We start from the raw sequence: 26,296 nt of genomic DNA, 5'->3' as shown, positions 1-26,296 counted from the left end.
GATTCCCTCGCTCGCAGCGTATTTCCCAGCGCTCGAGCTGATCTCAATCGTTGACACCAGCGGCGGAAGGCCAGGTCGGGACCACCACGAATATCACGTGGCCACGTGATATGAGGTCTGCGCGGAGTCCTTCCCGTCAGCACCGCCGTCGGTCGCAGTCAGCGCTGCGCAACGTTCGAGTGGGACGCGCAGCGGTTCGCGCGTTGCAGCACACAACATTCGCGCATGCACAGGAATGGGAGACGATGGCACCGAAACAACTACATCTCGGCGTCGCGCTCGATGGAGCGGGCTGGCATCCGGCCGCGTGGCGGGAGCCGAACTCCCGACCCACCGAGCTGTTCAGCCCCGGTTACTGGACGGATCTGGTCGCCACCGCGGAGCGCGGACTGCTCGATTTCGTGAGCATCGAGGACACCCTGCGGGTTCCGGGGACGCCGCATGAGCCCTCCGATGACGCCGTCGACCGGGTCCGAGCCCGGATCGATGCCAATCTGATTGCCGCGCGGGTCGCGCCGAGCACCCGGCACATCGGGCTCATCCCGACCGTGACGGTCACCCATACCGAACCGTTCCATGTCTCCAAGTCGATCGCCACCCTCGACTACACCTCGCGCGGCCGGGCGGGCTGGCAGGTGCGGGTCTCCGGCAGCGCCGAGGAGGCCGCGCAGTTCGGCCGTCGCGAAGTGCATGAACCAACGGTCGCCGATATCGCGGAAGCTGTTGCGTCGGGGATATTTCCGCGCGAGACGCACGAGCTGTTCGAAGAAGCCGCCGATGCGGTCGAGGTGGCGCGGCGGCTGTGGGACAGTTGGGAGGACGACGCGGAAATTCGCGAGGTGGCCACCCGCCGTTTCATCGATCGCGACAAACTGCACTACATCAATTTCGAGGGCCGCTTCTTCAGTGTCCGTGGGCCGTCGATCACACCGCGCCCGCCGCAGGGGCAGCCGGTGGTCGCGGCACTGGCGCACGGTCCGCTGATCTATGAATTCGCTGCCCGCTCAGTGGATCTGGTTTTCGTCACGCCGAGCCGCCAGGCGGGACCCGGAGTGATTCTGGAGCAGGTCGCGGTCGCCGCGGCCCGCGTCGATCGCGTGGGCGAACCGCTGCGGGTCCATGCCGATATCGTCGTATTCCTCGACACCGACGAGGCGACCGGTCCGCAACGACTGGCGCGGTTGAACGAGCTCTCCGGTGCCGAATTCGCTTCGGATGCAGGTATTTTCGCGGGTAGCGCGGAGGAACTCGCCGAACTGCTCACCGAATGGAGCGCGCAGGGGATCGACGGCTTCCGGTTGCGACCGGGTGTCGCGGTCGATGACCTGGCCGCCATCACCGACCGGCTCGTTCCCGCCCTGCAACGCCGGAGTGTGTTCCGCACCGGCTATCCGGATGGTCCGCTGCGCGCACTGCTCGGCTTGTCCACCGACGTTCCCAACCGTTACGCGACTGCCTGAGCGAGGTCAGTATGAGTACTCCACGTAAGCAGGTCATCTTGGGCGCCTACCTCGGCGGCGTCAACCACCACACCGCCTGGTGGCATCCCGAGGCCGGCAGCCAGATCGATTTCAGCAGTTTCGAACACACCGCGCGCACCGCCGAACGCGGCAAATTCGACTTCTTCTTCCTCGCCGAAGGTCTCATCCTGCGCGAACGTGCGGGCAAGATCTTCGATCAGGACGTTATCGGCCGCCCCGATACCTTCACCGTGCTGGCCTCGATCGCCGCGGTGACCGAACATCTCGGATTGGCGGGCACGATCAACGCCACCTTCAACGAGCCGTATGAGTTGGCCCGCCAGCTCGCGAGTTTGGATCATCTGTCCGGTGGTCGCGCCGCCTGGAATGTGGTGACCTCCTTCGACGCCTTCACCGGCCAGAACTTCCGCCGCGGCGGCTTCCTCGATCCGGCAGACCGCTATGTGCGGGCCGAGGAGACGCTGAATGCCGTTCGTGCCCTGTGGGATTCGTGGGATGTCACCGATATTGTCGCCGACAAGGAATCCGGCCGGTACCTGGCCCGCCCGGATGCTGGTGCATTCGCCTTCCACGGCGAACAATTCGATATCTCCGGGCGGTTCACCGTGCCGCGCAGCCCGCAGGGGCGGCCGGTGATCCTGCAGGCCGGTGTCTCCCCACAGGGCCGCGCCTTCGCCGCCGCCAATGCCGACGCCATCTTCTCCCCGTACGGCAAGCTGCCGGAGGCCGCGGACTTCTACCGCGATATCAAGGCGCGTGCGGTCGCGGCCGGACGTGCGGCCGATGACATCAAGATCCTGCCGTCGGCGAGTTTCGTGCTCGGCGATACCGAGGCCGAGGCGATCGAGAAGTTCCACACCGTGCGCAATGAGCAGGTCACCGGACAGACCGCGCTGATCCTGCTGGAACAGATCTGGAACCGCGACCTGTCCGGCTACGACCCGGAGGGCCCGGTGCCCGATATCGATCCGGATCCCGACGCTGCGCCGATCATCCAGGGGCGTGCCTTCGTACATCAGGATCGGTTCGCCACGGTCGAGCGCCTGCGCCAGGTGGCCGAGGCGAAGAAGCTCACCCTGCGGGAGGTGGTGATCGATCAGTTCGAACGCGGGCCCCTGGTCGGCACGCCCGCCCAGGTCGCCGAGCAGATCGATACCTTCGTGCAGAACGACGGCTCCGACGGCTTCATCCTCGGCTCGCATCTGGTGCCATGGGGCATCGATGAATTCGTCGACAAGGTGGTGCCGCTACTGCAGGACCGCGGTGTTCTGCGCACCGAATACAGCGGAACCACGCTGCGCGACAACCTCGGTCTGCCGACTATCCGGTCCGCGGTGTCGGCCTGAATCGGTTGGTGCCCTCGGTGTTCCGAAGGGGTGATCGCTCCGATCCCATTGCAGTACATCTTCAGCCTCTGGCCTTCGTGCAGGCGCACTCTCAGAATCGGCTCGAGCGCAAGGGTGTCGCGCGGATCGGGCGGGGTCGATGATATCCCGGTCGGGTTGACAGGCCCGCGTTCGGCCGCGGGCGCGATCACGCGGCTGGCCGTCGGTGAGGCGCGGAGTCGTCGCTGGCGGATTGCGCCGAACGTGCGCCGCGCGCAGCGGGCGTCACTGCCGGTGCGCGATGCGGTACGGGCAGCCGCGCATCCGCCGCACCCTACTGACCACGCTCGGCGTCGTCCCCGCCGGCGTCTGAAAGGAACATCATGTCGAAACAATTGCACCTCAACGCATTTCTGATGTCGACCGGACATCACGAAGCTTCGTGGCGGCTGCCCGAGTCCGATCCGCACTCGAACACCAAGATCGAGCACTACGTGAACCTCGCGCGCATCGCCGAGCGCGGAAAGCTGGACTCCATCTTCTTCGCCGACAGCCCGGTGCTCTTCGGCGATACCGGCCGCCGCCCCAGCGGCAAGCTGGAGCCGACCGTCCTGCTCACCGCGATCGCCGTGCAGACCTCGCGGATCGGGCTCATCGCCACCGCGTCCACCAGCTACAACTCGCCGTTCAACCTGGCGCGCCGATTCGCGTCGGTGGACTGGGTGTCGAACGGGCGCGTCGGCTGGAATATCGTCACGACCGCCGGTGCGGATGCCGCGCGAAATTTCGGGCTCGACGATGTCCCCGACCACAAGCTGCGCTACGACAAGGCCGCCGAATTCGTCGATGTGGCAACGAAATTGTGGGACAGCTGGCAGGACGACGCAGTACTCGCCGATAAGGAATCCGGGATTCACACCGACCCGGACAAGGTCCGCAAGATCGAACACGAGGGACACTTCTTCAAGGTCGCGGGCCCGCTGAATGTGCCGCGCTCGCCGCAGGCGTACCCGGTGCTCGTGCAAGCCGGATCCTCCGAGGACGGTAAGGAATTCGCCGCCCGCTATGCCGAAGCGGTGTTCACCGCACAGCAGACGATCGAGGACGGCCTCGAGTTCTACACCGACCTGAAGCGCCGCGCCGTCGCATTCGGCCGCGATCCGGAGAGCATCAAGATCCTGCCGGGCATCGTGCCGGTCATCGGTGATACCGAGGAGCACGCCCGCGAACTGGATGCCGAGCTGGAACGGCTGATCTCGCCCGAATACGCCAAGCGCCAGCTGGCCCGCACCTGGGGCATTCCGGTGGAGGACCTCGACCTGGACAGCGAACTGCCCGAGGATCTGCCCACCGAGGACGAGATCCAGGGCGCCAAGAGCCGCTTCACCCTCATCGTGAATCTGGCTCGGCGCGAACGGCTTACGCTGCGCCAGCTGATCGGACGACTCGGCGGCGGACGCGGCCACCACACCTTCGCGGGTACCGCCGAACAGGTGGCCGACACCATCGAGGAATGGTTCACCCGCGGCGCCGCGGACGGATTCAACATCATGCCCGCCGTCCTGCCCTCGGGCCTGGCACGATTCGTCGACGAGGTGGTGCCGATTCTGCAGCGGCGCGGACTGTTCCGCACCGAGTACACCGAGACCACGCTGCGCGGGCACTACGGCCTGGAGCGGCCCACCAACCAGTTCGCCGACGCGGACGCACTCGTGGTCGCCGGATGAGTTCGGGCTCGGACTGTTCCGGCGACGCGACTGCCGACGGCTGGATTCGTTATCTGCTGCGGCGCTGTGCCGAACATCGGTGGACGGTAAGCGTCGCGTGTGTGGGTTCGGTGGTGGCCGCGGTACTCACGGCCATCCTGCCGCTGCTGGTGCGGCATGTGGTCGACACCTTGACCAGCACAGCCGCATCGGTGCTGCCGTGGGTGCTCGTGCTGTTGGCGATCGGATCCGTCCGGTTCGTCGCGGGATACCTGCGGCGGACCGGATCCTCGCGGCTGTCACTGGATGTGCAGCACGACCTGCGCCGCGACCTGTTCGCGGCGCTGCTGCGCCTGAACGGACGCCAGCGGGCGGGGCTGTACACCGGGCAGGTGGTCAGTCGCGCCATTACCGATGTGACGTTGATCCAGATGTTCCTGCAACTGGTTCCGCTGGTCGCGGGCAATGTTGTGCTGATCGCCGCGTCGCTGTTGCTGATGGCGTCGATGTCGCCGATGCTGAGCGTGATCGCGCTGCTGGTGGTGCCCGCGCTGTGGTTGATCACCGCGCGCAGTCAGCGTGTGCTTTTCCCGGCCAACTGGGATGCGCAGGCCCGGGCAGCCGAGGTCGCCATGCGGGTGGAGGCCGCGGTGGCCGGGGTGCGGGTGGTGAAGGGGTTCGGGCAGGAATCGCACGAACTCGAGCAGTTGGCCGCGTCCGCTCGTGACCTGTACCGGTCGCGGCTGCGCGTCACCCGCATTACCAGCCGGTTCACGCCGGTTATGCAGGCGGTGCCCGCGGCAGGGCAGGCGTTGGTTCTCGTGGTCGGTGGGCTGCTGGCGTTGCGGCAGTCCATCACGCTCGGCACATTTCTCGCGTTCATGACCTATCTGGGGTCGTTCGCCACGCCGGTCCGCATGTTCTCCATGCTGCTGACGGTCAGCCAGCAGGGGAAGGCATCGCTGGAACGGGTGCGCGAAGTGATCGAGACCCCACCGCCGGGCGAGTCGGCCGCTGGGCAGGCCGTCGACGTCTCGGACGGTGCGCCACGGATCGAATTCCACGGTGTGCGTTTCGCTTTCGAGGGTCAGCCTGCGGTACTGCGCGATCTCGATCTCACGGTCGAGCCGGGGGAGACGGTCGCCATCGCGGGTGCGGCCGGTTCCGGCAAATCGATTCTGGTGCAGCTGCTACCGCGATTGTTCGATCCCGATGCGGGCCGGATCCTGTTGGATGGCACCGATATCCGCGAGCTCTCGAACCTGCGGAGTCGAGTGGCTATGGTCTTCGAAGACACCTCGCTGATGGCGGACACCGTGCGAGCCAACGTCTCCTACGGACGCCCGGACGCTACCGACGAACAGGTATGGCACGCACTGTATCTGGCCGCCGCCGCCGATTTCGTCGCCGCGCTGCCCGAAGGGCTCGATACCGTCATCGGGGAACGCGGACAACGGCTTTCCGGCGGGCAGCGGCAACGACTGGCTTTGGCACGCGCCCTGATCACCGACGCCCCGGTGCTGGTCCTCGACGATGCCACCTCCGCCATCGACGCACAGGTGGAGGAGGAGATCTTCGCCCGCATCGCCGCCGAGGTGCGTCGGCGCACCACAATCGTGGTGGCACACCGCATTTCGACGCTGGCGCTGGCCGACCGGGTCGCGGTGCTCGACGGCGGACGGGTGGCCGAACTCGGCACCCTGCACGAGCTGCAGGCTTCCGGCGAGCTGTTCCACACCCTGTTCACCCCGCCCGATCCGGCGAGTATCGCGGCCGATCTGACCGCGGTAACCGACCCCGTGCCCACCGCGGGATTGTGGGTGCACACCGACACCGACGGTGACGAGTCGCGCACGCTGGAGCAGATGGCGAAGGCATTCTCCCAGCGGGCCGCGGGCGGGCCCGGAGGCATGGGCGGTCATCTGGGTGGCGGGATGATGTCGAGTGCGCCACCCAGCGGCGATGTGCGCGCACTGATCGACCGGTTGCCCGCAGTGACCGGTGAACCCGATGTGCCCGAACAGTTTTCGCACACCCCGGAGCCGAACTTCGATCTGCCAGGATTGCTGCGGCCCTTCGCGGTGCCGCTGCTGGCCGGACTGGGACTGGTGGCCCTGGACGCGCTGGCGCAGACGCTCATTCCGTTCCTGGTGCGCTACGGCATCGACCGGGGTGTGCTGGTCGGTGCCCGCCAGGTCCTGCTGCTGGCGGCGGCCTCGGCGCTGGTGCTGGTGGTCGTGGACTGGGTGATCACCGTCGCGCAGGTGCGGGTTACCGGGCGGGCCGGGGAAAGGTTGCTGTACGGGCTGCGCGTGAAGGTCTTCGCGCAACTGCAACGGCTGGGTCTGCAGTTCTATGAGCGAGAACTGGCCGGCCGCATCATGACCCGGATGATCACCGACGTGGACGGGCTGTCCACCTTTCTGCAGACCGGGCTGACAGTGGCCCTGACCAGCACGCTCACCATCGGCGGCGTGGTGGTCGCGCTGGTTGTGATCGATGCCGAGTTGGCGCTGGTGGTGCTCGCGCTGCTGCCGGTGCTGATGGCCGCCACGGTCGCGTTCCGCCGAGCCTCGGTGCCCGCGTACAACCTCGCGCGCGAACAGGTCAGTGCCGCCAACGCCTATCTGCAGGAAAATGTCGACACCATCGCGGTGACCCAGGCCTACCGCAGGGAGGCGATCAACCAGCGCGAATTCGAGCGCCGTTCCTGGGGTTACCGCAATGCGCGGCTGCACAGCCAGACGCTGATGGCGCTGTTCTTCCCGTTCATCGAGATCGTGTCGGTGATCGCCACCGCCGCCGTACTCGCCGTCGGTGTGCACCAGGTGCGCGAGAACGCGCTCACCGCAGGCACTTTGATCGCATTCCTGCTCTACATTGATCTGCTGTTCGCGCCGATTCAGCAGCTGTCGCAGGTTTTCGACAGCTATCAGCAGGCGGTCGTCGGTGTCGAGCGCATCGGCGTCCTGATGCGCGAACCCGTCACCACGCCGGACGCACCCGATGCCCGCACCGTCGACCGGCTGGCGGGCGAAATCGAGTTCCGCGGTGTCGGTTTCGCCTACGACAGTGCCGGTACGCGGGTGCTGTCGAATATCGATGTGACGATCGCGCCCGGCGAGAAGGTGGCCGTGGTCGGCGAAACCGGTGCGGGCAAATCCACTCTGGTGAAACTGCTCGCGCGCCTGTACGACACCACCGAGGGCGCGGTACTCGTCGACGGCGTCGATATCCGTCGATATCGGTTGCGCGACTATCGCAAACGGCTGGGTGTGGTGCCGCAGGAACCATTCCTGTTCGGCGACACTGTGCACGCCGCCATCGCCTACGGCAAGCCCGATGCCACCCCGGCCGAAATAGAATGGGCGGCACGCGCTGTCGGCGCGCACGAGATGATCGCCGCCCTCGAAAACGGCTACCGCCAGCCGATCGGTGCGCACGGTGCGGGTCTGTCCGCCGGTCAGCGCCAACTACTGGCCCTGGCGCGCGCCCAATTGGTGGAACCAGACATCCTCATACTCGACGAGGCCACCGCCTCTCTCGACTTGGCCACCGATGCCCGCGTCCGCGCGGCCGTCGATGTGCTCATCGCGGGTCGTACCACCATCGTCGTGGCCCACCGCCTGGCCACCGCCGCGGCTGCCGACCTCATCCTGGTCGTCGGCGAGGGCCGACTGCTCCAAACCGGCCGCCACACCAAACTTCTCGAAGTCGACGGCCCGTACCGCAGGCTGTGGTCGGCCTACGTCGGCGATGAATCGTCGGTGGGCAGCAGATGACGCGTTCAGTGGTGCCGATATGTGAAGTAGAAGATATGAAACACATATAATCTCGGCTACGATTGTAAGCATGAGTGCAGATAGTTACCGTCGGACAACCAACACCATCAACAAGGTCATCGTCGGGCTGCAGCGGATAGGCATCGCCTTCGGTCCTATGCAACTGCTCACGGTCGCGGGGCGGCGCAGCGGGCAGTTGCGCACCTTCCCGATCGCGGTGAACAAGCTCGACAGTGGTCGCTTCATCTTCCAGGCGTTCCCGAAGGCCGCGTGGGTCGTGAATGCGCGTGCGGCCGAAACCGTCACGCTGACCCGCGGTCGCAGGTCGTCCACGGCGCGCCTGGTCGAGGTGCCGGTAGACGAGCGCCCGCCGCTGCTGCACGAATTGGTGTCGACGAGTCCGAAGAGCGTCGGCAAGCGTTTCGTCACCACCGGACTGGCCGAAGCCGCCACTCCCGATGGCGTGGCCGCATCGGCGCATCGAATCGCGGTCTTCCGCGTCGTTCCGGTCTGATCGGAGCCGATCACGCACGTCCGCGAGCCGTATCTGCCCCTCGCCTACGTATGATATGAAAACCGTATGAACGTAGGCGAGGTGGCGGACAATGAATTCAGTAACGGGTCCTGCTTCGACCCGCAGCCGTCGGAGACTGACGGCCGACGTGCGGGAAGCATTGCGTGACTTGAATATTCAGCTTTCGCTGCTCAATCGCCGTTTCGGTGGGGTCGAACTCGAGGACGTCGATTGGACTTGCCTCGACCTGATCAACCGACACGGCCCCATGTCCCCGACGGCCTTGGCGCGCCACGCCGGACTGCACCCCGCGACCATGACCGGAATCCTCGATCGGTTGCAGAAGGGCGGATGGATCGTCCGCGAACGTGACCCGGACTCCACGGACCGTCGCGCGGTCACCTTACACGCTGTGCGCGAACGAAATTCGGAACTATTCGAGCTGTTCTCCGGCATGAACAACCGCATGGGATGAACTGTGTGTTCGCTACTCCGAAGCCGAACTCGAGGTGATCGCCGACTTCCTGCGGCGAACCGGCGTGGCGGGCCAAGAAGCCGCCCAGGAGTTGGCGGAAGGCTGAGATCAGCCGCGACAGCGCTGCGGTGGATCCAGTCCCAGCTCTACGCAGGCCAGCGGCGCGACCTCGAGTTCGAGCCGGTTCTCGGATACCAGGCATCGGCCGTCGGAAGTTGAACTCGACGTCAGAATCGAATACGGTGGCGATCTATATTGCCGTGGTAGACGAGGTGACCCATGGATTCACGTAATCTGCTCGATGAGTGGCTGGGGCTGGGTAGTCGGCAGGTCGCGACCAATGGGATCGAGTTGCGGGTTGTCGAGCATGGTGACGGTCCCCCGGTGGTGTTCTGTCATGGCTTTCCCGAGCTCGGATTCTCTTGGCGGCACCAGGTTTTCGCGCTTGCCAAAGCGGGTTTTCGGACGTTGACGCCGGATATGCGTGGATACGGTGGTAGTTCTCGGCCGGGGCGGATCGAGGATTACGACATGGTCGCGCTATGTGGTGATCTTGTCGGGTTGCTCGATGAGGTCGGTGTCGAGGATGCGATCTTCGTCGGTCATGACTGGGGTGCGTCGGTGGTGTGGCAGCTGGCCCTTCGGCATCCGGATCGGGTGCGGGCCGTTGCGGGGTTGAGTGTTCCGGCTACGCCGCGGTCGGTCGCGCCGCCGTTGCCGATTCTGCGATCGCGGCTGGGTGACGACTTCTATATGTGCTGGTTCCAGGAGCCGGGCCGTGCGGACGCGGAGCTCGCGTCGGATGTGCGTCGTACTCTGCTGCAGGACGATGTCGTCAGTGCGCGGGATCTGTTGAGCGGCAACGGTTCCGAGATGGCAGCTCCGGCATGGCTGAGTGCAGACGAACTCGGTTACTACATAGCGACTTTCACGGCCACCGGGTTCACCGGCGGGCTCAATTACTACCGCAACCTCGACCGCAACTGGGAACAGAGCGCGCACCTGGCTGATGCGAAGATCCACCAGCCCGCGCTGTTCATCGCCGGATCGGAGGATGCCGTCATCCGGTTCACCCCGACAGCCAAGATGGCCGCCATACTGTCCGACCTGCGGGCCTCCATTGTCCTCGACGGGGCGGGACATTGGATTCAACAGGAACGCGCAGCCGAAGTCAGCGCCGCACTGATCGATTTCGCCCGCAGCGTCAGCTGACAGGACTACCCGACCACCTGCCGGTAGCGTGCGGACAGCATCGGCGGGAATCCGAGGCCGCCTTCGAGAACCCGGATCGCCAACGGCGAAGCCAGCGCACGCAGGCGCGCACATCCGGCTTCGCCGATCGCCTCGTACGGGTAGACCGAGAGTTCATCCGTCTGGCTCTCGATCGCACCACGCCGCTGCGAGCCGTGTTCGCTGAGCACGACACCATCATCGGCCAACCACCCCCGCGCCCGAAGCCGTCGCACACCGTCGGCCCAGTCCTGCTCGCTCCAGGATCGGCTGGCGCGCAACACTTCCGGCGATATCTCACCGGTCGCGCTGTGTGTGATCAATGCCTCGATCCCGTCCAGCCCCGCCGTGAGCAACAGGGCGACGTGTCCGTCACCGCGATACTCCCGCAACAGTGTCTGCGCATGCCACAGCACCAGATGCGGTTCCTCAGGCCACGGCAGCGCCGCATGCGCCGCGAACAGCGCACGCCCCTGCGGCCGTTCGCAAGCACGTTCAGCGGCGCGCCGGGCAAGCTCGGCGGCTGCACTCACCTCAGGACTGGTGATGTCATCGCCCCATGCCTGCCGAAGCGACCGATCGACCGCATGCATACGAGCTCGGAAAATCTCTGTGGGAGCAGCGATTTCCCATGCGGCCGGGATGACGGCCCGCACCGCGACCGGATTGAAATTGAAGAATGTGGCGATGGTGACCGAGGCGGGCACCGGCCCGAATGCCGCGGACCGCGAGGCGAAGTACATCATGCGCGGGTCCGTAATACCCAGCTCGCGGTACGCCTCTGGGCCGTGTGGGGTGAAGTAGATCATGCCGTGTATCGGCTCGAGCGCGCGGAACGTCAGATGGGCACTGTGTGGGGACACGGTAGTCAAAGGATTTCTCCGTTATGTGCATTACTTCTCGAAGTACCGGCGCGGATTGCGCACCAGAATCGCGTCGATATCGTCCTCGGTGAGTCCCCGCGCGATCAGCGCCGGAAGCACATCTGCACTGATGTGGCGATAGTTCCACCGCGGCGCCACCTGCGCTTTGGCCTCCGGATCGAACCAGTCGATGTGGCATGCCGCGTCGTGCGCGATAACGATCTTGTCCAGGTAGCCGCGCCGCACCAGTTCGACAATGGTGTCGATCCGATCCTCGAACGGCAGCAGGACATCGAGCCCGAATCGATCCATGCCGAGCAGCGATCCGGCGTCGGCGAGTTCGGTGAGGTAATCGATGTCGGTGGTGTCGCCGGAGTGACCGATCACCACGCGGCTCAGGTCCGCGCCTTCCTCGGCCAGCACCCGTTGCGCCACCAGGCCGGATCGAGTGTGCGGGTTGGTGTGCACGGTGATCGGCGCGCCCGTTTGCGTCGACGCCTGCCCGACCGCGCGCATGACCCGCTCGACGCCGGGCGTCAGTCCGGGCTCCTCGATGGCGCACTTGAGGAATCCGGCGCGCACACCGGTATCGGCGACGCCCTCGGTGAGGTCCTTGACGAACATTTCCACCATCGGTTCCGGCCGGTCGAACAGCAAACCAGGGCCGGTGTAATGGAATTGGAACGGGACATCGTTGTAGGTGTAGATGCCGGTGGCGACGATGATCCGCAAATTCGTTCTGGCCGCGATCTTCTGGATGCGCGGCAGATAGCGGCCCAGCCCGAGCACGGTCGGGTCGAGAATGGTGTCGATGCCGAGGGATTTCAACTCGTCGAGCTGCTGGACGGCATCGTCGACGCGGGCGTCCTCGTCCCAGTCGGCGTAGTTCTGCCGGAATTCCTCGCCCAGTACGAAGACGTGCTCGTGCACCAGGACGCGGCCGAGTTCGGCGGAGTCGACGGCTCCGGTCGCGGTGGGGATCGCGGTCATCGGCTCGTCTTATCTGTGAAGAGGTTCGGGTCGAGAGCGCGCTTGAGGATCTTGCCGGTGGCGCCCTTTGGGAGCTGGTCGGTGAAGGCGAAGCGATGCGGCACTTTGTATGCGGACAGCCGCTCTTTGGCCCACGACCGCAGATCCGCCGGGTCGAGTTCGACCCCGGGTGTGGCGGCGACGACCGCGCCGACGTCCTCGCCGTAGTGGTCGTCCGGAATTCCGACGACCGCTACCTCGACGATGTCGGGATGCTGGTAGAGCACTTCCTCGACCTCGCGGGGGTAGACGTTGTATCCGCCGCGAATAATGAGGTCCTTGGCGCGGTCGACGATATAGACATAGCCCTCGGCGTCGACCCGGCCCAGATCGCCGCTCTTCAACCAGCCTTCGGACAAATCGGCGGCGGTGGCGTCGGGCCGGTTCCAGTACCCCTTCATGATGCTCGGACCGCGTAGGAAGATCTCGCCGACGGCATCGGCGGGCACCACCTTGCCGTCTGGATCGCGGACCTCGATCGACGTTCCGGGCAGCACGGCGCCGACCGATCCCACCCGCTGTTCGCGGTTGAGCGGGTTGTAGGTCGCCGCACCTGTGGATTCGGTAAGTCCGTAGCCCTCGAGAATGGTGCAGCCGAAGCGTTCCGAGAAGGCCCGAATCACCTCACCGGGTAGTGACGCCCCGCCGGATGCCGCAAGCCGCAGGCTCGCGAAATCCGCCGCACCGTAGTCACCGGCCGCGTGCAGCATCGCATTCCACATCGTCGGTACACCGGCGACGTGGGTGAGCTGCTGATCGCGGATCATCGCGATCATGGCCCGCGGTTCGAAGGGCGTCACCATGGCGAAGGATGCGCCCGCATGAAGCGCGGTGAGCAGACACACTGCCTGCCCGTAGACATGGAACAGTGGCAGTCCGGTCCCGAAGCGATCGTCCGGGCCCAGCTGCAGCTGGTCTGTGAAGATCCGCGCGGTCTCGGTCAGGTTGGCGACGGTGAGCTCGACGCCCTTCGGTTTGCCGGTGGTTCCGGAGGTGTAGAGCAGCACCGCGGTGTCGTCTGTGCGGCGGCGCACCGGTTCGGCCACGGGCTGCGACGGCTCGGCATGCGCGCCCGGCGTGAGTACGAGCAACGGCAGATTCCGATCGGCGGCCGCCTCCTGCGCGGCCTGCTGCGCGCTGTGCCAGACGATGACGATCCGTGCACCGGAATCATCCAGCACATAACCGATTTCGGGCGCGGTTGCCATGGTGTTCATGGTGATGACGATGGCGCCGATGAGCTGCGCGCCCAGATATGCGATGACGAATTCACCGACGGTGGGCGCGACAAGCAGCACCCGGTCGCCAGCGGCGATACCGGATTCGCGCAGCAGGCCGCCGTAAGCCGCGCTGCGCCTGGCCAATTCGCCGTAGGACAGCTGTGCGTCCGCGGTGAGCAGCGCGATGGCGTCGGGGCGTTCGATGGCGTGCTGCCAGCACCGGTCGGCGACATTGGTCGGCTGATCCGATGCGGTCGGGGAAGCCGGATTCGCAGGCATGGCTTGCTCCAGATTGATGAGTGGGCGAGAACTGATGTGACCCAGGCCACGCCAGTGGGTCGGACGCTACTTGAATTTGGCGTCATGTTCAATAGATGTTGGGCCGAACCTGGTTGCCCCACGGCATCGCGGGGTCGCGGGAGCGGTGTGCGCTGTTACGATCCACCACGTCAGAGCCGTACGACAGCGAGTGAGGCAGTGAACGCCCAGGAAGCCACCGAGGACCGGCCCGGTCGGGTGCCCCCACGGAGTAAGCGTGGCATGCGCACCAGGTCCGCGCTGGTGACCGCGGCGCGCGAGGTGTTCGAACGCGACGGCTTCCTCGATGCCAGAATCAGCGATATCTCCAAGGCGGCCGGGGTCGCCTCTGGATCGTTCTATACCTACTTCGACAGCAAGGAAGAGATCTTCGCCGCGGTCGTCGAGCAGGTGCGTGAGGAAATGCTGCACCCGCACGTTCGGGAGCGGGTCGGCATCGACGATCCGCGCGAGCTGATCGCCGCCGCCAATCGCGAGTATCTGCTCTCATACCGGCGAAATGCGCGGCTGATGGCCGTGCTCGAGCAGGTGTCGAAGATTGATGAGAAGTTCCGGGTGCTGCGCTTCGAACGCGCCCTGGCATTCGTTGATCGCAATGCCGTGATGATTCGAAATCTGCAGGATCGTGGCCTGGTGGATGCCGAGTTGGATGCCGAGGTCACCTCGCTGGCGCTGTCGAGCATGGTGAGCCGCATGGCGTATTTCGTATTCGTCGAGGGGCGGAAGGTCTCCTTCGAGAAGTTGGTGAAAACGCTGAATCAGTTGTGGTTCAACGCTCTTCAGTTGAAAGAAGCTCACTGAGCAATAGTCATGTGACCTGTATCACGTGACGCGCAGCAACTTCTGAACTTGACGTCGGAATCAAGTTCGGTGAGTCTTGGTCACGCAGGTCAGGCATCAGGAGAGGCTTACGTAATGGGTCGTTTCGACGGGAAGACGGCGGTTGTCACCGGAGCCAGCCGCGGTATCGGGCTGGCCATCGCGCAGCGGCTGGTGGCCGACGGTGCGCGGGTCTGTGTGACCGCCCGCAAAAAAGACGCGCTGGACGCGGTGGTCGCCGAACTCGGCGGACCCGAGCGCGCCATCGCGGTCGCGGGACGAGCCGACGACGTCGAACATCAGACCGAGGCCATCGAGCGCACGCTGGAGACCTTCGGTTCGGTCGACTTCCTGGTCAACAATGCCGGCATCAACCCGGTGTACGGGCCGATGGTCGAACTCGACCTGGCCGCGGCCCGTAAAGTCTTCGAGGTGAACTGCCTGGCGGCGATCTCCTGGGTGCAACAGGCGCACAAGGCATGGCTGGGCGAGCACGGTGGCTCGGTGGTCAATGTCGCGTCGGTGGCCGGAATCAAGCCCGCACCCGGCATCGGGTTCTACGGGGCGACCAAGGCGATGCTGGTACACATCACCCAGGAGTTAGCGGTCGAACTCGGTCCGTCGATCCGGGTGAACGCGATCGCGCCCGCCGTGGTGAAGACCCAATTCGCCACCGCGCTCTATGACGGCCGCGAGGAGCAGGTCGCTTCGGCCTATCCGCTCAAGCGCCTCGGCGTCCCCGAGGACATCGGCAGCGTCGCCGCCTTCCTGCTCTCCGATGACGCGGCGTGGTTGACCGGCCAGCTGATCGTCGTCGACGGCGGCGTCACCCTCACCGGAGGTGTCGCGTGAAGGCGTGGCGGGTAACGGAATTGGGCGAACCGGCGCAGGTATTGCGACTGGTCGAATTGGAGGAGCCCAAGCCTGCACCGGGTCAGGTGGTGGTGCGGACCCGCGCCGCGGCCGCGAACTTCCCGGATGTGCTGATGTGCCGGGGCGAGTACCAGATCAAGCCCGAACTCCCGTTCACCCCCGGGGTGGAACTGTGCGGTGAGGTGGTTGCGGTAGGTGCCGACGTCGGCGGCATCGCGGTCGGTGACCGGGTGCTCGGCACTACGGCACTGCCCTGGGGAGGTTTCGCGGAACTGGCGGTCATGGACGCCGCGGCTGTCTTTCCCGCCCCGGCGGCGCTCGATGATGCCGAGGCCGCCGCCCTCTTCATCGGCTACCAGACGGGCTGGTTCGGCCTGCATCGACGCGCTGGTCTGCGGGCGGGGGAGACGCTGCTGGTACATGCGGCGGCCGGTGGCGTCGGCAGTGCGGCAGTGCAATTGGGTAAGGCGGCCGGTGCCACGGTGATCGGGGTGGTCGGCAGCGCGGCCAAGGCCGAGGTCGCGCGGGCGCTCGGCGCAGACATCGTGGTGGATCGCAGCGCACAGGATTTCGTCTCGGTTGTGCGGGACGCGACCGGCGGTCGCGGTGCGGATGTGGTGTACGACCCGGTCGGCGGTGAGGTGTATCAGCGGTCCACCAAATGCATCGCCTTCGAGGGACGCATCCTGGTCGTCGGTTTCGCGGGCGGCCAGATCCAGTCCACCGCGCTGAATCACGCACTGGTGAAGAACTATTCGATCCTCGGCCTGCACTGGGGCCTGTATCGCGACAAGGATCCGCAGGCGGTACGCGACTGCCATCTGGAGTTGACCGGGCTGGCCGAGCGGGGTTCGGTGAAACCCCTGATCGGCGAGCGGCTACCACTGGATAACGTGGCTGCGGGACTGCAGCGCCTCGCCGACGGTGAGACCGTCGGCCGTGTGATCTTCGAACCGTAAACGGTGCCAACCGAATTCGAAAGAGAGAACCGTAATGAGCAGTGAGACAACCCGAACCGCCATCGTGACCGGTGCCGCACGCGGCATCGGCGCGACCGTCGCCAAGCGGCTGGCGGCAGACGGATTCGCGATCGCCGTGCTCGACCTCGACGAGCAGGCCTGCAAAACCGTTGTCGCCGAGATCGAATCGGCCGGTGGCCGGGCGCTCGCGGTCGGCGCGAACGTCGCCGATGAACAGGCCGTCGCTGCGGCGGTCGAGCGGGTCGCCGCCGAACTGGGCGCTCCGACCGTCCTGGTGAACAATGCGGGCATCATTCGTGACAACATGCTGTACAAGATGAGCGTCGACGACTGGGACGCGGTCATGGGCGTGCACCTGCGCGGATCCTTCCTGATGAGCCGCGCGGCGCAGAAGTACATGACCGACGCGGGTTGGGGCCGCATCATCAATCTCTCCAGCACTTCGGCGCTCGGCAACCGTGGCCAGGCCAACTACGCCGCGGCCAAGGCCGGACTGCAGGGATTCACCAAAACGCTCGCGATCGAACTCGGTAAATTCGGCGTCACCGTGAACGCCGTCGCGCCGGGCTTCATCGAAACCGAGATGACCGCCGCCACCGCCGAGCGCATGGGTGTTTCGTTCGAGGAGTTCAGCAAGACCCTGGTGGCGCGGATTCCGGTGGGGCGCGTCGGCAAGCCCGAGGATATCGCGCACACGGTGTCGTTCTTTGTCAGCGAGGGCGCGTCGTACGTCACCGGACAGGTACTCTACGTCGCCGGTGCGCCGACAGTCTGAGGAGTGAATATGAAGGTATTCAATGGAATCGGCGAGCTCGAGCAGGCCGTGGGAACCCATCTCGGCTACAGCGAATGGCACACCGTGACCCAGGAGCAGATCGATCTGTTCGCCGAGGCGACCGGTGACCGTCAGTGGATTCACGTCGATCCGGAGCGTGCCGCGCAGGGACCGTTCGGCACGACGATCGCCCACGGCTATCTGACCCTATCCCTATTGCCGCAGTTGGTCTGGCAGGTGTACCGCGTCGACGGGGTGAAGATGGGAATCAACTACGGCAGCAATAAGGTTCGCTTCCCGTCGCCGGTGCCATCGGGTAGTCGCGTGCGGGCGGGAGTAGAACTGGTGAAGCTCGAGCCGACCAAAGCGGGGGTCCAGGTGACGGCTCGGGTGACCATCGAACGCGAGGGCGGCGACAAGCCCGCCTGTATTGCCGAAGCGCTGTCGGTACTCGTGCCCTGATAGCGGTGTGACCGCCGGACATCCTGTTCCCGGCGGTCACCTCTCTCCAGCCAATATGCGAAATGGCCTGTCTCCCTGGCGATATCGGGAGACAGGCCGTTGTCGTCTCAGAACCCGGCTTCGTCTCAGAACCCGGCTTCGGTGGCGATTCGATCGGCCGTTTCGGCGAGTCCGTCGACCATATCGGTCGTCGGAATGCCCGCGGCCGCACGGTTGCGGGGATCGTCGAGGGTGCGACGGTACACACCCTCGGCGATGACGGCGAGCTTCCACAGACCGAGCGCATGCCAGAACCCGAGCGCCCGCCGATCGCGTCCGGTGATCGCGAGATACTCCTCGACCAGTTCGGCGCGGGACGGAAAACCCGGGAGCGTGACCATTTCGGTACCCGGAATGGCCGCTTCGCCGGGCATCGGCCAGTAGGCGAGCAGACTGCCGATATCGGCCAATGGATCGCCGAGGGTACACAGCTCCCAGTCGAGTACGGCGGCGATCGCGCCCGTCTCTGGCGTGGTGATCACATTGCGCAGGTTGTAATCGCCATGCACCAGCGCGAGTTCGCGCTGTTCGGGAACGGCGGCCCGGAGCCGTTCGGTGAGACGGTCCACCAGCGGCAACTCCCGCGTCTTCGACTTCTCCCACTGTGCCGACCAGCGTTTGAGCTGCCGCTGCGCATATGGTTTGTGACTGGCCAGGTCGCTCAGCGCGGTGGCTTCCAGGTCGACGGCGTGGATGCGGGCCAGCGTCCGCACCAGTGACAACCCCGCGCTGCGACGCAGATCGACGCTGAGTCCTTCGGCGGTCTCGACTCCGTCGATGACCAGCCCGTCAACGAATTCCATGAGCACGAGCGCGATATCGCCCTCTCGCCGGACATCGTGGACGCGCGGCACCGGGACATCGGTGGGCGCGAGGGCCGACATGACGCGGGCCTCCCGCGCCACGTCGTGCGCGGACGCCAGCAGGTGGCCGAGCGGCGGACGCCGCAATACCCACCGCCGCTCGTCCGCGTCGGTGATCAGGAAGGTCAGATTGGACTGGCCGATCCCCACCCGTTCGGTGCGCACCGGCGCGGTACACGTCGAACCGAGCGAGGACACCCAGTCCGCGAATGCGGCCGCATCGATATCGAAGCCGGTCGCGTCCGCGGTGGGCTGAATGAGCTCGCTACTTGTCTGCATTTAATTCCTGTCCGTTCTACGCCCCGGTCCTGAACTTACCGAGTTCGGCGCGCGCGATTGCGCGTTTGTGCACTTCGTCCGGTCCGTCGGCAAGACGCAATGTGCGCAGGTGCGCGTACATGCTGGCGAGCGGGAAGTCGTCGGTGACACCGGCGCCGCCGTGCACCTGGATGGCCCGGTCCACGATCCGCAGCGCCATCTCCGGTGCGGCGATCTTGATCGCGGCGATTTCGACCTGGGCCGCCTTATTGCCGACGGTATCCATCATCCAGGCGGCCTTGAGCGTCAGCAGCCGGGCCTGCTCGATATCGATGCGGGCCTCGGCGATCCAGTCCTGGATATTGGCGCGCTCACTCAGCTTCTGCCCGAATGTGATTCGCGATTCGGCGCGGGCGCACATCAGCTCCAGCGCGCGTTCGGCCATCCCGATGGCGCGCATGCAGTGGTGGATGCGACCCGGACCGAGCCGGGCCTGACTGATCGCGAAACCCTCACCCTCGCCCTTCAACACATCGGTGACCGGGACCCGTACATCGGTGAAATCGATCTCGGCATGGCCCTCGCGGTCGGCGTAGCCGAAGACCGGGAGATTACGCATAACCGTGACACCGGGCGCGTCGATGGGCACGACCATCATCGACTGCTGGCGGTGCTTGGGTGCGTCCGGATCGGTCTTGCCCATGACGATGAGCACCTTGCAGTTCTTGTGTAATGCGTTGGAGGCGAACCACTTCCGGCCATTGAGTACATAGTGGTCGCCGTCGCGCGTCATGCGCAGCTGGATATTGGTTGCGTCGGAGCTGGCGACGGCGGGCTCGGTCATGGCGAAGGCGGAGCGGATGGTGCCGTTCAGCAGCGGCTCCAGGTAGCGCTCCTTGTGCTCCTGGGTGCCGAAGAGGGTGAGCACCTCCATGTTGCCGGTGTCGGGTGCCGAACAGTTGCACGCCTCAGGCGCGAGATGCGCACTGCGGCCCATGATTTCGGCCAGTGGGGCGTATTCCAGATTGGTCAGGCCCGGACCCCATTCTGGATGCGGGTGGAACAGATTCCACAGGCCGCGGGCGCGGGCCTCCGTCTTGAGGTCCTCGACGATCTGCGGATGGTGGTGTGGATCGCCGGATGCCGCCATCTGCTTTTCGTATTCCGACTCGGCCGGGTACACGCATTCGTCCATGAAGGCGCGCAGATCTCGTTGGTACTGCTGGGTGCGCTCGGACGTGCTGAACAGGTCCATGAGGCTCCGATCGTCGGTGCGTGCGGTCGAAAGCGACCGCGCCGCAAAGTGGGTCAGCTGGGGATTTGTAGTGCCGGCCATAACTGGGCGGCCGTCGATTCGGCGTCGCGGTGCACGATGCCGCCGAGTCCGAGCAGTTCGGCCGCGGTGATGTTCTGCTCGAGATCGTCGACCATGACGGTCTGCTCGGGCGTGACGCCGAGCCGTTCGCAGCCGATGAGATAGGCCCGGCGGGACGGTTTGCGGGTGCCGATCTCCGCGGAGATGGTCACCGCGTCGAACATGGCTGGTAGGTCGAAGCCCGCATAGCAGTCGTCGCCGAGCGAATTCGACAGCAGACCAACGCGATAACCCGCCGCGCGGACACCGGCGACCAACTCGATCATTGCCGGGTCGGGAAGCAGCCGGGACTGGATGCGATCGATAAGGCCCTCATCGGCGATATCGACCCCATGCGCGCGCAGTCGCCGCGCGAACCCGATCTCGAATTCACGCTGGCCGATGCGCCCCTCCTCGTGATCCACCAGCAGCGCACTGCTTTCCGGATCGCGCGCGAGCAAACGCAGCGGCAGCCGCGGGTCGCCGATCTCCGCGCCGAACTCGGCGAAGGCGGCGAGCACGGCGGTGGTGAGGACTCCGCCGAAGTCGAACAGCACGGCGGTGCGCGCGCTCATGACAGCGACCTGCGGTAGCGCTGCATGCCCGCGATCCACCGGTCGTGATCGGACACCTTGCGTTGCAGGAATTCTCGGACTTCCTCATGTGGCAGCACGAGGAACCGTTCGGCCTCGATCGCCTCGATCACCCGATCGGCCACATCGAGTGGCGCCAGCACGGCCCCGGCTCCGGTGACGGCCCGGGTGGCCAGATCGCCGACGGATCCGCCGTCCGTGCCGAGTCCGGTGAGCAGGGCGGTATCGACACCCATCGGGCACAGGCAGCTGACCCGCACACCCAGATCCCCGTAGGTCACCGCCAGCCATTCGGCGAATCCGACGGCCGCGTGCTTGGACACGGTGTAGGTGGCCGAGCCGAGTTGGGTGAGCAGTCCCGCCGCCGATGCGGTGCTCACGAAGTAGCCGCTGCCGCGCTCGAGCCACCCGGGGACCAGCAAGCGCGCTGCCCGCACGTGGGCCAGGGCGTTGACCTCCAGTGCTTGCTCCCACTGCGCGTCGGTCGCGTCGAGGCCGGGGCCGCCACCGACACCGGCGTTCGCGAAGAACATATCGACCGGGCCGAATTCTGTTGTGGCCGTCTCGATTAGCTTGCGGAGGTCGGACTCGGATGCGGCGTCACCGGCCTGTCCGGACACTTTGCCGGGAAATGCATCGGTCAATTGTCGGGTCGTCGCCGCGAGCCGGTCCGCGTCGCGGTCGGTGATCAGCACCCGGGCGCCGTGCTCGAGTAGGCGTTGCGCGATGGCCGCACCGATGCCGCCCGCGCCGCCGGTCACGATCGCGACCGCGTTCTGCACGCGCATCAGTTCGCCTCGGCATTCAGCCGTACCAGCAACTGCCCGCTGCCTTGATCCGGAACATCCGTGGTCACCATCCGGAAATAGGATGGTGTGGACTCGCCGGTGGGCCGGGCCACCAGATGCACCTCTCGGCTCTTCACGACAAGAAACCTCCATGTCCATGCGCGCTGACCGGGGCGTCCGCGTTCGAGCGCCGGTTGCCGGATGGCTCAGAGGGTAGTTGAAGTTGACGTCGGATTCAATATTGGGTCGCTGATACCACAGTCGGGGACGAACCTGCTTCTGGCCGCCGCCTGCCGCGAGTTCCGGGCTGAGGCGACGGCCACGACGGCAGCCTATCGGCCGGTAACCCCGAGGGTTGCCATCTCGGTTCCCGCGGCTTCGAACGCTTCCAATGCGTCATATACCTCGTCGAAGGCAACAGGAACCAGCGGCAGGCCACCCGATCGTGCGGGGCGGCCGAGCTGTTCGAGGAGCACGAAAGCCGCGGCATCGTCCGCCAGTGGCAGGTATCCCCGTTTGTTGTCGTCACGAATCGTGTCGATAATGCCATCCGGCGTGACGCCGTCCGGGATCGTCGTCCGCACGCCGAGGCTTGTCACGAGTTCGTCGTGGATGCTGACGTCGGTGTCCGTCAGCCACCCGCGCGCGAACGATATTCGCGCGGCAATCAACATGCCGAGTGCGATGGACTCCCCGTGTGAGAGCCCATCGGCATCGCGTTGCCGATGGTCCAGCAATTCGATGGCATGCCCGACTGTATGACCGTATTCGAGAACGAGGCCGTCCTTCCGTTCGTATGTGTCGTTCTTTGTTACCTGCCCCTTCGCGCTGATGCTGGCATCCAACAGCCACAGGAGCGACTCCGGTGCGGCGAGGTTCGCTGTGGCCAAGATTTCTTGTAGTTCGGAAATGATTGCGGGTTTGATGGCCAGACAATTCTTGGTCATCTCGCAGAGTCCGGAGCGGAGTTCCCGGGCAGATAGCGTGGTGAAAAGTTCGACGTCGGTCAGGACCGCGGTCGGCGTGTAGTAACTGCCCACATGGTTCTTGCCGACCTGACTATTTATGGCCTGCTTGAGTGACAGCACCGAATCCATCGCGCTGACAGTTGTGGTCGGTATATGAACGAGACGAACCCCACGGAACAGCAGACTGGCCATGAGCCCGGCCAGATTTCCCGGTACTCCACCACCGAAGGAGACGACCACCGATCTCCGCGTGGCGCCATCTCGCAAGGCTTGCTCGATGTGCTCACCCAGGCAGGAAAGGGTCTTCATGGATTCGCCTGGCTCATGGCGGAGAACCGTCACGGGTGTCTCGGTTCCGAGGGCGCGCAGCAATGTCTGCCCGTGTAGCCCGAAGACATGGTCGTCGGTAACGACTACGAATCTGTCCGCGTCGAGCTTATCCAGGGTCTCGCCGATGGCGTCGAGACAGTTGCTGCCGAACAGATAGGGAAACGAGGACTCGCCGATCCGTATGTGGCGCTGTTGCATGTGCGGATGCGATACGAGTTCTTGTGCGATCGAGACCATCGGTTCTACTCCTGCTAACTCTACGACGGACGGCGGCACGATAAGCGAGCGATGGCCGGTCCATAGTCCATGAATTTCGCGCGCAAATCGGCTCGATCATCGTCGACCGAAAGCCGCGCTGGGAAATTCCTGTGATTTCGGATCAGCGCGATGGTATAAGAGCCTCCGCCGCTGGGCTAGATATTCCCAGGGTCAGGAATGGCGAATTCGGGTGCGACATCTCGATAATGCACGATACCCGCGCGATTATGTGAAAAGGGCCACAGATTGGTTTGGCCAGTGCGGCGGCGGGGTCGCCGCCAGGGTTGATCGCCGCCGCGTGTCGCCGGGATCAGTCCAGCTGCGGTGCGATCTCTGCGGCGACCAGGTCCAGGTGGTCCAGGTCCGAGAGATCCAAGTACTGCAGGTACAGACGGGTGATACCGGTCGCCTCGCGATATCGGCCGATCTTGTCGACGACTTCGGCGGGGGTGCCGACCAGCTCGTTGCGCCGCTTCAGATCGGTGAGCTCGCGGCCGATGGTATCGGCACGGCGGGCGACCTCGGCGTCGTCACGGCCCACACACACTGTGAGGGCGACCGAGCGGATGATCTCCTTCGGGTCGCGCCCCAACTTCCGGGCCGCCGCGTCCACTCGCTCGAATTGCGCCGCGGCCGTGGCGGAGTCGACGAAGGGTAGGTTGAATTCGTCGGCGAAGCGGGCCGCCAGCGCCGGGGTGCGCCTCTTGCCGACACCGCCGATGATGACCGGCGGGCGCGGGCGCTGCGTCGGTTTGGGTAGGGCTGGAGCGTCTTCGAGTCGATAGTGCTTGCCGTGAAAGCTGAACGTCGCACCCTCGGGCGTCTCCCACAGGCCGGTCACGATCTCCAATTGCTCGGCGTAGCGGTCGAAGCGCGTACCGAAATCGGGCAGTTCGATACCGTAGGCGATGTGCTCGGCGTCGTACCAGCCCGAGCCGAGGCCGACTTCGATACGGCCGCCGGACATTTGATCCACTTGCGCCACCGAGATGGCCAGCACGGATGGATGCCGAAAGGTGGCGGAGGTGACCAGGGTGCCGAGCCGGATCCGGGTCGTTTCCCGCGCCAAGCCGGCGAGCGTGATCCAAGCATCGGTCGATCCCGGGAGCCCGGACGCCATCCCCATCCTCAGGTAGTGGTCGGACCGGAAGAATGCGTCGAAACCGGCGTCCTCGGCCGCTGTCGCAGCGCGGAGCAGCCGACTGTAGTCGGCCCCCTGTTGGGGCTCGGTGAAGATGCGTAGGTCCACCCGTTCGGACGAAGCGCCGGTGCTCGTGTTCATGTTTCACATCCAGGTGTCGAGTATCTCGATGCCGCGGCCCGGCAGTTGCCCTCGTAGTGGGTCAGGTGTCGGCGCCGAGGTGACGACTTACCGAGTCCGCCAGCGACGCCCAGCTTTCCGCGTAGCACCTCGCAAGTTCGGCAACCGCGGACGCACAGTGTGGCGGCACACTGTCGGCCATCGATTGCCATTCCTCCGGCGCAGGATCGGCAATTGCCAATAACCGCAACAACTTTCGGCCTACCTCGGTGAAACGCAAGGACGGATCGGCGCGCAGACGGCGCGCCATCAGTGTGCGATCGGGCGAATGGGGACGTCTCGCTGACCCGGTGACGAGGCCAGCGGGCGCCGCTTCCGGTGCCACCTCACCATCGCGCCGATATTGCGAGGCGGCACCGAGCTGCACCCGCAGACGCCGCCGGACGTCCTTCGCGGTAGTCGGCGAGATACCTGCCGCCGACGCGATCTCGCGAGTCGACGCCGCCGGATCGGCTTCCAAGAATTCTCGGGCCCGTCGCCGGCGCGCGCTCGCATCCATCGGGTATGCCGTGCCGTCACGCCCGATCCGCCGGGGCGGGTGCGGATATTCCGCACCTGACCCACGCCGCAGCGCGGCGATGGTCTTGTCGGACAATCCGGCCAGCTCAGCCAGCCGCCGGTTCGACCATTCGGGAAAATCCGCGAGCATCCGTCCGGCTGCGGCTTTGCGGTCCGCAAGCGACAACGGGAGTCCGCGAGCGCTGTTGAGTTCGATCGCGAGCACGAACGCTTCCTGCGGTGCACCTTCGAAGAAGACGACATCGATCGACACCGCCTTCCGTCGGCGGGCGACCACCAGACGGTGGACGCCGTCGATCACCTCCATCGTCGCGCGGTGCACCACGATCGGCGGCAATGGACCGGGCAGTTGCGCCAGCACACCGAGGTGCCGGGAACTCACCCCACCGACCCGGATGGTCCCCGAAATACGAATTCGCTCGACACCGACTGCGACAACCTTTTCCGAAAGTCCCTTGCGCTGACTTTTCTCGACACCCATCTTCTGCTCCAGCACCTGTTCGAAGACTGTCGTATGCGCGGAAGATCAACTCCGGAGTTAATGCCGTAACGACCCGCCGGAGAATCTGTGTGTATTATCCTTATGCCGGAAGATCCTCCAGTTTAATGTATCGTTACTCTGCCCCGGGCGATGGCATCTGTTCGACGACCTTCGATGCATGCAGTTCTGGAGCGTGTATCGCCCACCGCCCGACACTTGGCACGTTATGGCGGATGCGCCCGCAGAACATCCGCCAGATCGTGCAGAAACATCCGCACCTTCGGCTGCGGACCGCAATCTCGGTACAGAATTGGGGAATCCAACCCCGTTCGAGACGAGATTTGGTGGGAGTCGCTCCGAAACATCGGGTCAGCGGCTCTGTGACAGACACGGAAAGCCGTAGCTCTGTAATGTCCCTGTAACGAAATGTTCCTCGCAGAGAAACGATCATCCGCACGGACATCAACCGGCGCAGTGGTGCGCCCGCACAATGCGGATATTCCCGTTCCGATTGGCGGATGTTCCCTGCGAGCAGCTGTCCTAAATTCACCGTCAGCCGGAATCGGTACGGTCCGGCGCGACCGACAACGACACAGTATGAGGGAAGTCGGCATCGCGGACTCGGGCACATCCGCCCGCGGCAGGTTTCTGCCGGGATCGCCGCGCAGTGTG

At 65.3% G+C, this 26,296-nt stretch carries 23 protein-coding genes and 1 pseudogene; 13 read left to right on the top strand and 11 right to left on the bottom strand.

Annotation, left to right across the window (positions count from 1 at the left end; translation table 11 throughout):
* The first annotated feature begins 245 nt into the window (after nucleotides 1-245).
* The 8 genes and pseudogenes from ACIBJI_RS25745 (at nucleotide 246) to ACIBJI_RS25710 (ending at nucleotide 10,495) form a co-directional block, all read left to right on the top strand.
* Nucleotides 246-1,460: an LLM class flavin-dependent oxidoreductase gene (locus ACIBJI_RS25745; protein WP_364345572.1), complete on the top strand. Its 1,215-nt coding sequence runs from the start codon at nucleotides 246-248 to the stop codon at nucleotides 1,458-1,460.
* 11 nt (nucleotides 1,461-1,471) lie between these two features.
* The gene (locus ACIBJI_RS25740; protein ID WP_364345570.1) at nucleotides 1,472-2,827 is read left to right on the top strand and encodes an NtaA/DmoA family FMN-dependent monooxygenase; all 1,356 of its coding nucleotides are present in this window, start codon (nucleotides 1,472-1,474) and stop codon (nucleotides 2,825-2,827) included.
* 362 nt (nucleotides 2,828-3,189) lie between these two features.
* Nucleotides 3,190-4,533, top strand: a complete 1,344-nt coding sequence (locus ACIBJI_RS25735) for an LLM class flavin-dependent oxidoreductase (protein ID WP_364345568.1) — start codon at nucleotides 3,190-3,192, stop codon at nucleotides 4,531-4,533.
* A pseudogene (locus ACIBJI_RS25730) lies at nucleotides 4,530-5,363 on the top strand (ABC transporter ATP-binding protein); the annotation flags it as partial. The gene ACIBJI_RS25735 and the pseudogene ACIBJI_RS25730, both read left to right, overlap by 4 nt.
* A gap of 66 nt (nucleotides 5,364-5,429) precedes the next feature.
* The gene (locus tag ACIBJI_RS25725; RefSeq protein WP_397086278.1) at nucleotides 5,430-8,294 is read left to right on the top strand and encodes an ABC transporter ATP-binding protein; all 2,865 of its coding nucleotides are present in this window, start codon (nucleotides 5,430-5,432) and stop codon (nucleotides 8,292-8,294) included.
* Nucleotides 8,295-8,364: 70 nt separating this feature from the next.
* On the top strand, nucleotides 8,365-8,808 hold the full coding sequence (locus ACIBJI_RS25720; protein WP_364345564.1) for a nitroreductase/quinone reductase family protein: 444 nt from the start codon (nucleotides 8,365-8,367) through the stop codon (nucleotides 8,806-8,808).
* A 91-nt stretch (nucleotides 8,809-8,899) separates the two neighbouring features.
* Nucleotides 8,900-9,283: a MarR family transcriptional regulator gene (locus tag ACIBJI_RS25715; protein WP_364345562.1), complete on the top strand. Its 384-nt coding sequence runs from the start codon at nucleotides 8,900-8,902 to the stop codon at nucleotides 9,281-9,283.
* Nucleotides 9,284-9,562: 279 nt separating this feature from the next.
* Nucleotides 9,563-10,495, top strand: coding sequence for an alpha/beta fold hydrolase (locus tag ACIBJI_RS25710; RefSeq protein ID WP_397086243.1), 933 nt, complete (start codon nucleotides 9,563-9,565; stop codon nucleotides 10,493-10,495).
* 5 nt (nucleotides 10,496-10,500) lie between these two features.
* Here the strand turns inward: ACIBJI_RS25710 and ACIBJI_RS25705 are convergent, their stop codons facing one another.
* From ACIBJI_RS25705 to ACIBJI_RS25695, 3 genes are read right to left on the bottom strand one after another with little or no spacing between them, the layout of a single operon-like run.
* On the bottom strand, nucleotides 10,501-11,376 hold the full coding sequence (locus ACIBJI_RS25705) for a hypothetical protein (RefSeq protein WP_396958646.1): 876 nt from the start codon (nucleotides 11,374-11,376) through the stop codon (nucleotides 10,501-10,503).
* A gap of 30 nt (nucleotides 11,377-11,406) precedes the next feature.
* The gene (locus ACIBJI_RS25700) at nucleotides 11,407-12,366 is read right to left on the bottom strand and encodes a phosphotriesterase (protein WP_397086241.1); all 960 of its coding nucleotides are present in this window, start codon (nucleotides 12,364-12,366) and stop codon (nucleotides 11,407-11,409) included.
* Entirely contained in the window at nucleotides 12,363-13,904 is a 1,542-nt protein-coding gene (locus ACIBJI_RS25695) for a long-chain fatty acid--CoA ligase (protein WP_397086239.1), read from the bottom strand. Before ACIBJI_RS25695 ends, ACIBJI_RS25700 begins: the two co-directional genes overlap by 4 nt.
* 261 nt (nucleotides 13,905-14,165) lie before the next feature.
* On the opposite strand from ACIBJI_RS25695, the gene ACIBJI_RS25690 reads away from it, so the two are divergent.
* The 5 genes from ACIBJI_RS25690 (at nucleotide 14,166) to ACIBJI_RS25670 (ending at nucleotide 17,852) form a co-directional block, all read left to right on the top strand.
* Nucleotides 14,166-14,744 carry a TetR/AcrR family transcriptional regulator gene (locus ACIBJI_RS25690; protein ID WP_397086237.1) on the top strand — a complete coding sequence of 193 codons (579 nt, stop codon included), beginning with the start codon at nucleotides 14,166-14,168 and terminating at the stop codon, nucleotides 14,742-14,744.
* A 114-nt stretch (nucleotides 14,745-14,858) separates the two neighbouring features.
* Nucleotides 14,859-15,614: an SDR family oxidoreductase gene (locus ACIBJI_RS25685; protein ID WP_364345555.1), complete on the top strand. Its 756-nt coding sequence runs from the start codon at nucleotides 14,859-14,861 to the stop codon at nucleotides 15,612-15,614.
* Nucleotides 15,611-16,594 (top strand): NADPH:quinone oxidoreductase family protein, encoded by a 984-nt coding sequence (locus ACIBJI_RS25680; protein WP_396958573.1) that lies wholly within the window; start codon nucleotides 15,611-15,613, stop codon nucleotides 16,592-16,594. Before ACIBJI_RS25685 ends, ACIBJI_RS25680 begins: the two co-directional genes overlap by 4 nt.
* A 34-nt stretch (nucleotides 16,595-16,628) precedes the next feature.
* On the top strand, nucleotides 16,629-17,390 hold the full coding sequence (gene fabG, locus ACIBJI_RS25675; RefSeq protein WP_364345551.1) for a 3-oxoacyl-ACP reductase FabG: 762 nt from the start codon (nucleotides 16,629-16,631) through the stop codon (nucleotides 17,388-17,390).
* 9 nt (nucleotides 17,391-17,399) lie between these two features.
* On the top strand, nucleotides 17,400-17,852 hold the full coding sequence (locus ACIBJI_RS25670; protein WP_396958574.1) for a MaoC family dehydratase: 453 nt from the start codon (nucleotides 17,400-17,402) through the stop codon (nucleotides 17,850-17,852).
* 125 nt (nucleotides 17,853-17,977) lie between these two features.
* Here ACIBJI_RS25670 and ACIBJI_RS25665 read toward each other — a convergent pair whose 3' ends face one another.
* The 8 genes from ACIBJI_RS25665 to ACIBJI_RS25630 all read right to left on the bottom strand — a co-directional run bounded on the left by ACIBJI_RS25665 (nucleotide 17,978) and on the right by ACIBJI_RS25630 (nucleotide 25,624).
* Complete coding sequence (locus tag ACIBJI_RS25665; protein WP_397086235.1) at nucleotides 17,978-19,033, bottom strand: phosphotransferase family protein; 1,056 nt, start codon at nucleotides 19,031-19,033, stop codon at nucleotides 17,978-17,980.
* A gap of 16 nt (nucleotides 19,034-19,049) precedes the next feature.
* On the bottom strand, nucleotides 19,050-20,267 hold the full coding sequence (locus ACIBJI_RS25660; protein WP_364345545.1) for an acyl-CoA dehydrogenase family protein: 1,218 nt from the start codon (nucleotides 20,265-20,267) through the stop codon (nucleotides 19,050-19,052).
* A gap of 53 nt (nucleotides 20,268-20,320) precedes the next feature.
* Nucleotides 20,321-20,941, bottom strand: a complete 621-nt coding sequence (locus tag ACIBJI_RS25655) for an HAD family phosphatase (protein ID WP_364345543.1) — start codon at nucleotides 20,939-20,941, stop codon at nucleotides 20,321-20,323.
* Nucleotides 20,938-21,747 (bottom strand): SDR family oxidoreductase, encoded by an 810-nt coding sequence (locus ACIBJI_RS25650; RefSeq protein WP_364345541.1) that lies wholly within the window; start codon nucleotides 21,745-21,747, stop codon nucleotides 20,938-20,940. The genes ACIBJI_RS25655 and ACIBJI_RS25650 overlap by 4 nt, the downstream gene beginning before the upstream one ends.
* The gene (locus tag ACIBJI_RS25645; protein WP_364345539.1) at nucleotides 21,747-21,884 is read right to left on the bottom strand and encodes a hypothetical protein; all 138 of its coding nucleotides are present in this window, start codon (nucleotides 21,882-21,884) and stop codon (nucleotides 21,747-21,749) included. Before ACIBJI_RS25645 ends, ACIBJI_RS25650 begins: the two co-directional genes overlap by 1 nt.
* Nucleotides 21,885-22,079: 195 nt before the next feature.
* On the bottom strand, nucleotides 22,080-23,282 hold the full coding sequence (locus tag ACIBJI_RS25640) for a 2-deoxy-scyllo-inosose synthase (RefSeq protein ID WP_364345537.1): 1,203 nt from the start codon (nucleotides 23,280-23,282) through the stop codon (nucleotides 22,080-22,082).
* Nucleotides 23,283-23,613: 331 nt separating this feature from the next.
* Nucleotides 23,614-24,552: an LLM class F420-dependent oxidoreductase gene (locus tag ACIBJI_RS25635; RefSeq protein WP_364345719.1), complete on the bottom strand. Its 939-nt coding sequence runs from the start codon at nucleotides 24,550-24,552 to the stop codon at nucleotides 23,614-23,616.
* 94 nt (nucleotides 24,553-24,646) lie between these two features.
* Complete coding sequence (locus ACIBJI_RS25630; protein WP_364345536.1) at nucleotides 24,647-25,624, bottom strand: ParB/RepB/Spo0J family partition protein; 978 nt, start codon at nucleotides 25,622-25,624, stop codon at nucleotides 24,647-24,649.
* Nucleotides 25,625-26,296 lie beyond the last annotated feature (672 nt).

The sequence above is a fragment of the Nocardia sp. NPDC050408 genome (assembly GCF_044458905.1).
Classification (GTDB): Bacteria; Actinomycetota; Actinomycetes; order Mycobacteriales; family Mycobacteriaceae; genus Nocardia.
This window is presented reverse-complemented; position numbering and strand designations above follow the sequence as displayed.

Bases quoted from the DNA above. Each gene is read 5' to 3' on its own strand.
- fabG (WP_364345551.1), top strand. From the start codon at position 16,629: ATGAGCAGTGAGACAACCCGAACCGCCATCGTGACCGGTGCCGCACGC.
- ACIBJI_RS25745 (WP_364345572.1), top strand. From the start codon at position 246: ATGGCACCGAAACAACTACATCTCGGCGTCGCGCTCGATGGAGCGGGC.
- ACIBJI_RS25715 (WP_364345562.1), top strand. From the start codon at position 8,900: ATGAATTCAGTAACGGGTCCTGCTTCGACCCGCAGCCGTCGGAGACTG.
- ACIBJI_RS25725 (WP_397086278.1), top strand. From the start codon at position 5,430: ATGTTCTCCATGCTGCTGACGGTCAGCCAGCAGGGGAAGGCATCGCTG.
- ACIBJI_RS25700 (WP_397086241.1), bottom strand. From the start codon at position 12,366: ATGACCGCGATCCCCACCGCGACCGGAGCCGTCGACTCCGCCGAACTC.
- ACIBJI_RS25720 (WP_364345564.1), top strand. From the start codon at position 8,365: ATGAGTGCAGATAGTTACCGTCGGACAACCAACACCATCAACAAGGTC.
- ACIBJI_RS25690 (WP_397086237.1), top strand. From the start codon at position 14,166: ATGCGCACCAGGTCCGCGCTGGTGACCGCGGCGCGCGAGGTGTTCGAA.
- ACIBJI_RS25630 (WP_364345536.1), bottom strand. From the start codon at position 25,624: ATGGGTGTCGAGAAAAGTCAGCGCAAGGGACTTTCGGAAAAGGTTGTC.
- ACIBJI_RS25655 (WP_364345543.1), bottom strand. From the start codon at position 20,941: ATGAGCGCGCGCACCGCCGTGCTGTTCGACTTCGGCGGAGTCCTCACC.
- ACIBJI_RS25650 (WP_364345541.1), bottom strand. From the start codon at position 21,747: ATGCGCGTGCAGAACGCGGTCGCGATCGTGACCGGCGGCGCGGGCGGC.
- ACIBJI_RS25660 (WP_364345545.1), bottom strand. From the start codon at position 20,267: ATGGACCTGTTCAGCACGTCCGAGCGCACCCAGCAGTACCAACGAGAT.
- ACIBJI_RS25740 (WP_364345570.1), top strand. From the start codon at position 1,472: ATGAGTACTCCACGTAAGCAGGTCATCTTGGGCGCCTACCTCGGCGGC.
- ACIBJI_RS25685 (WP_364345555.1), top strand. From the start codon at position 14,859: ATGGGTCGTTTCGACGGGAAGACGGCGGTTGTCACCGGAGCCAGCCGC.
- ACIBJI_RS25735 (WP_364345568.1), top strand. From the start codon at position 3,190: ATGTCGAAACAATTGCACCTCAACGCATTTCTGATGTCGACCGGACAT.
- ACIBJI_RS25665 (WP_397086235.1), bottom strand. From the start codon at position 19,033: ATGCAGACAAGTAGCGAGCTCATTCAGCCCACCGCGGACGCGACCGGC.
- ACIBJI_RS25670 (WP_396958574.1), top strand. From the start codon at position 17,400: ATGAAGGTATTCAATGGAATCGGCGAGCTCGAGCAGGCCGTGGGAACC.
- ACIBJI_RS25695 (WP_397086239.1), bottom strand. From the start codon at position 13,904: ATGCCTGCGAATCCGGCTTCCCCGACCGCATCGGATCAGCCGACCAAT.
- ACIBJI_RS25710 (WP_397086243.1), top strand. From the start codon at position 9,563: ATGGATTCACGTAATCTGCTCGATGAGTGGCTGGGGCTGGGTAGTCGG.
- ACIBJI_RS25640 (WP_364345537.1), bottom strand. From the start codon at position 23,282: ATGGTCTCGATCGCACAAGAACTCGTATCGCATCCGCACATGCAACAG.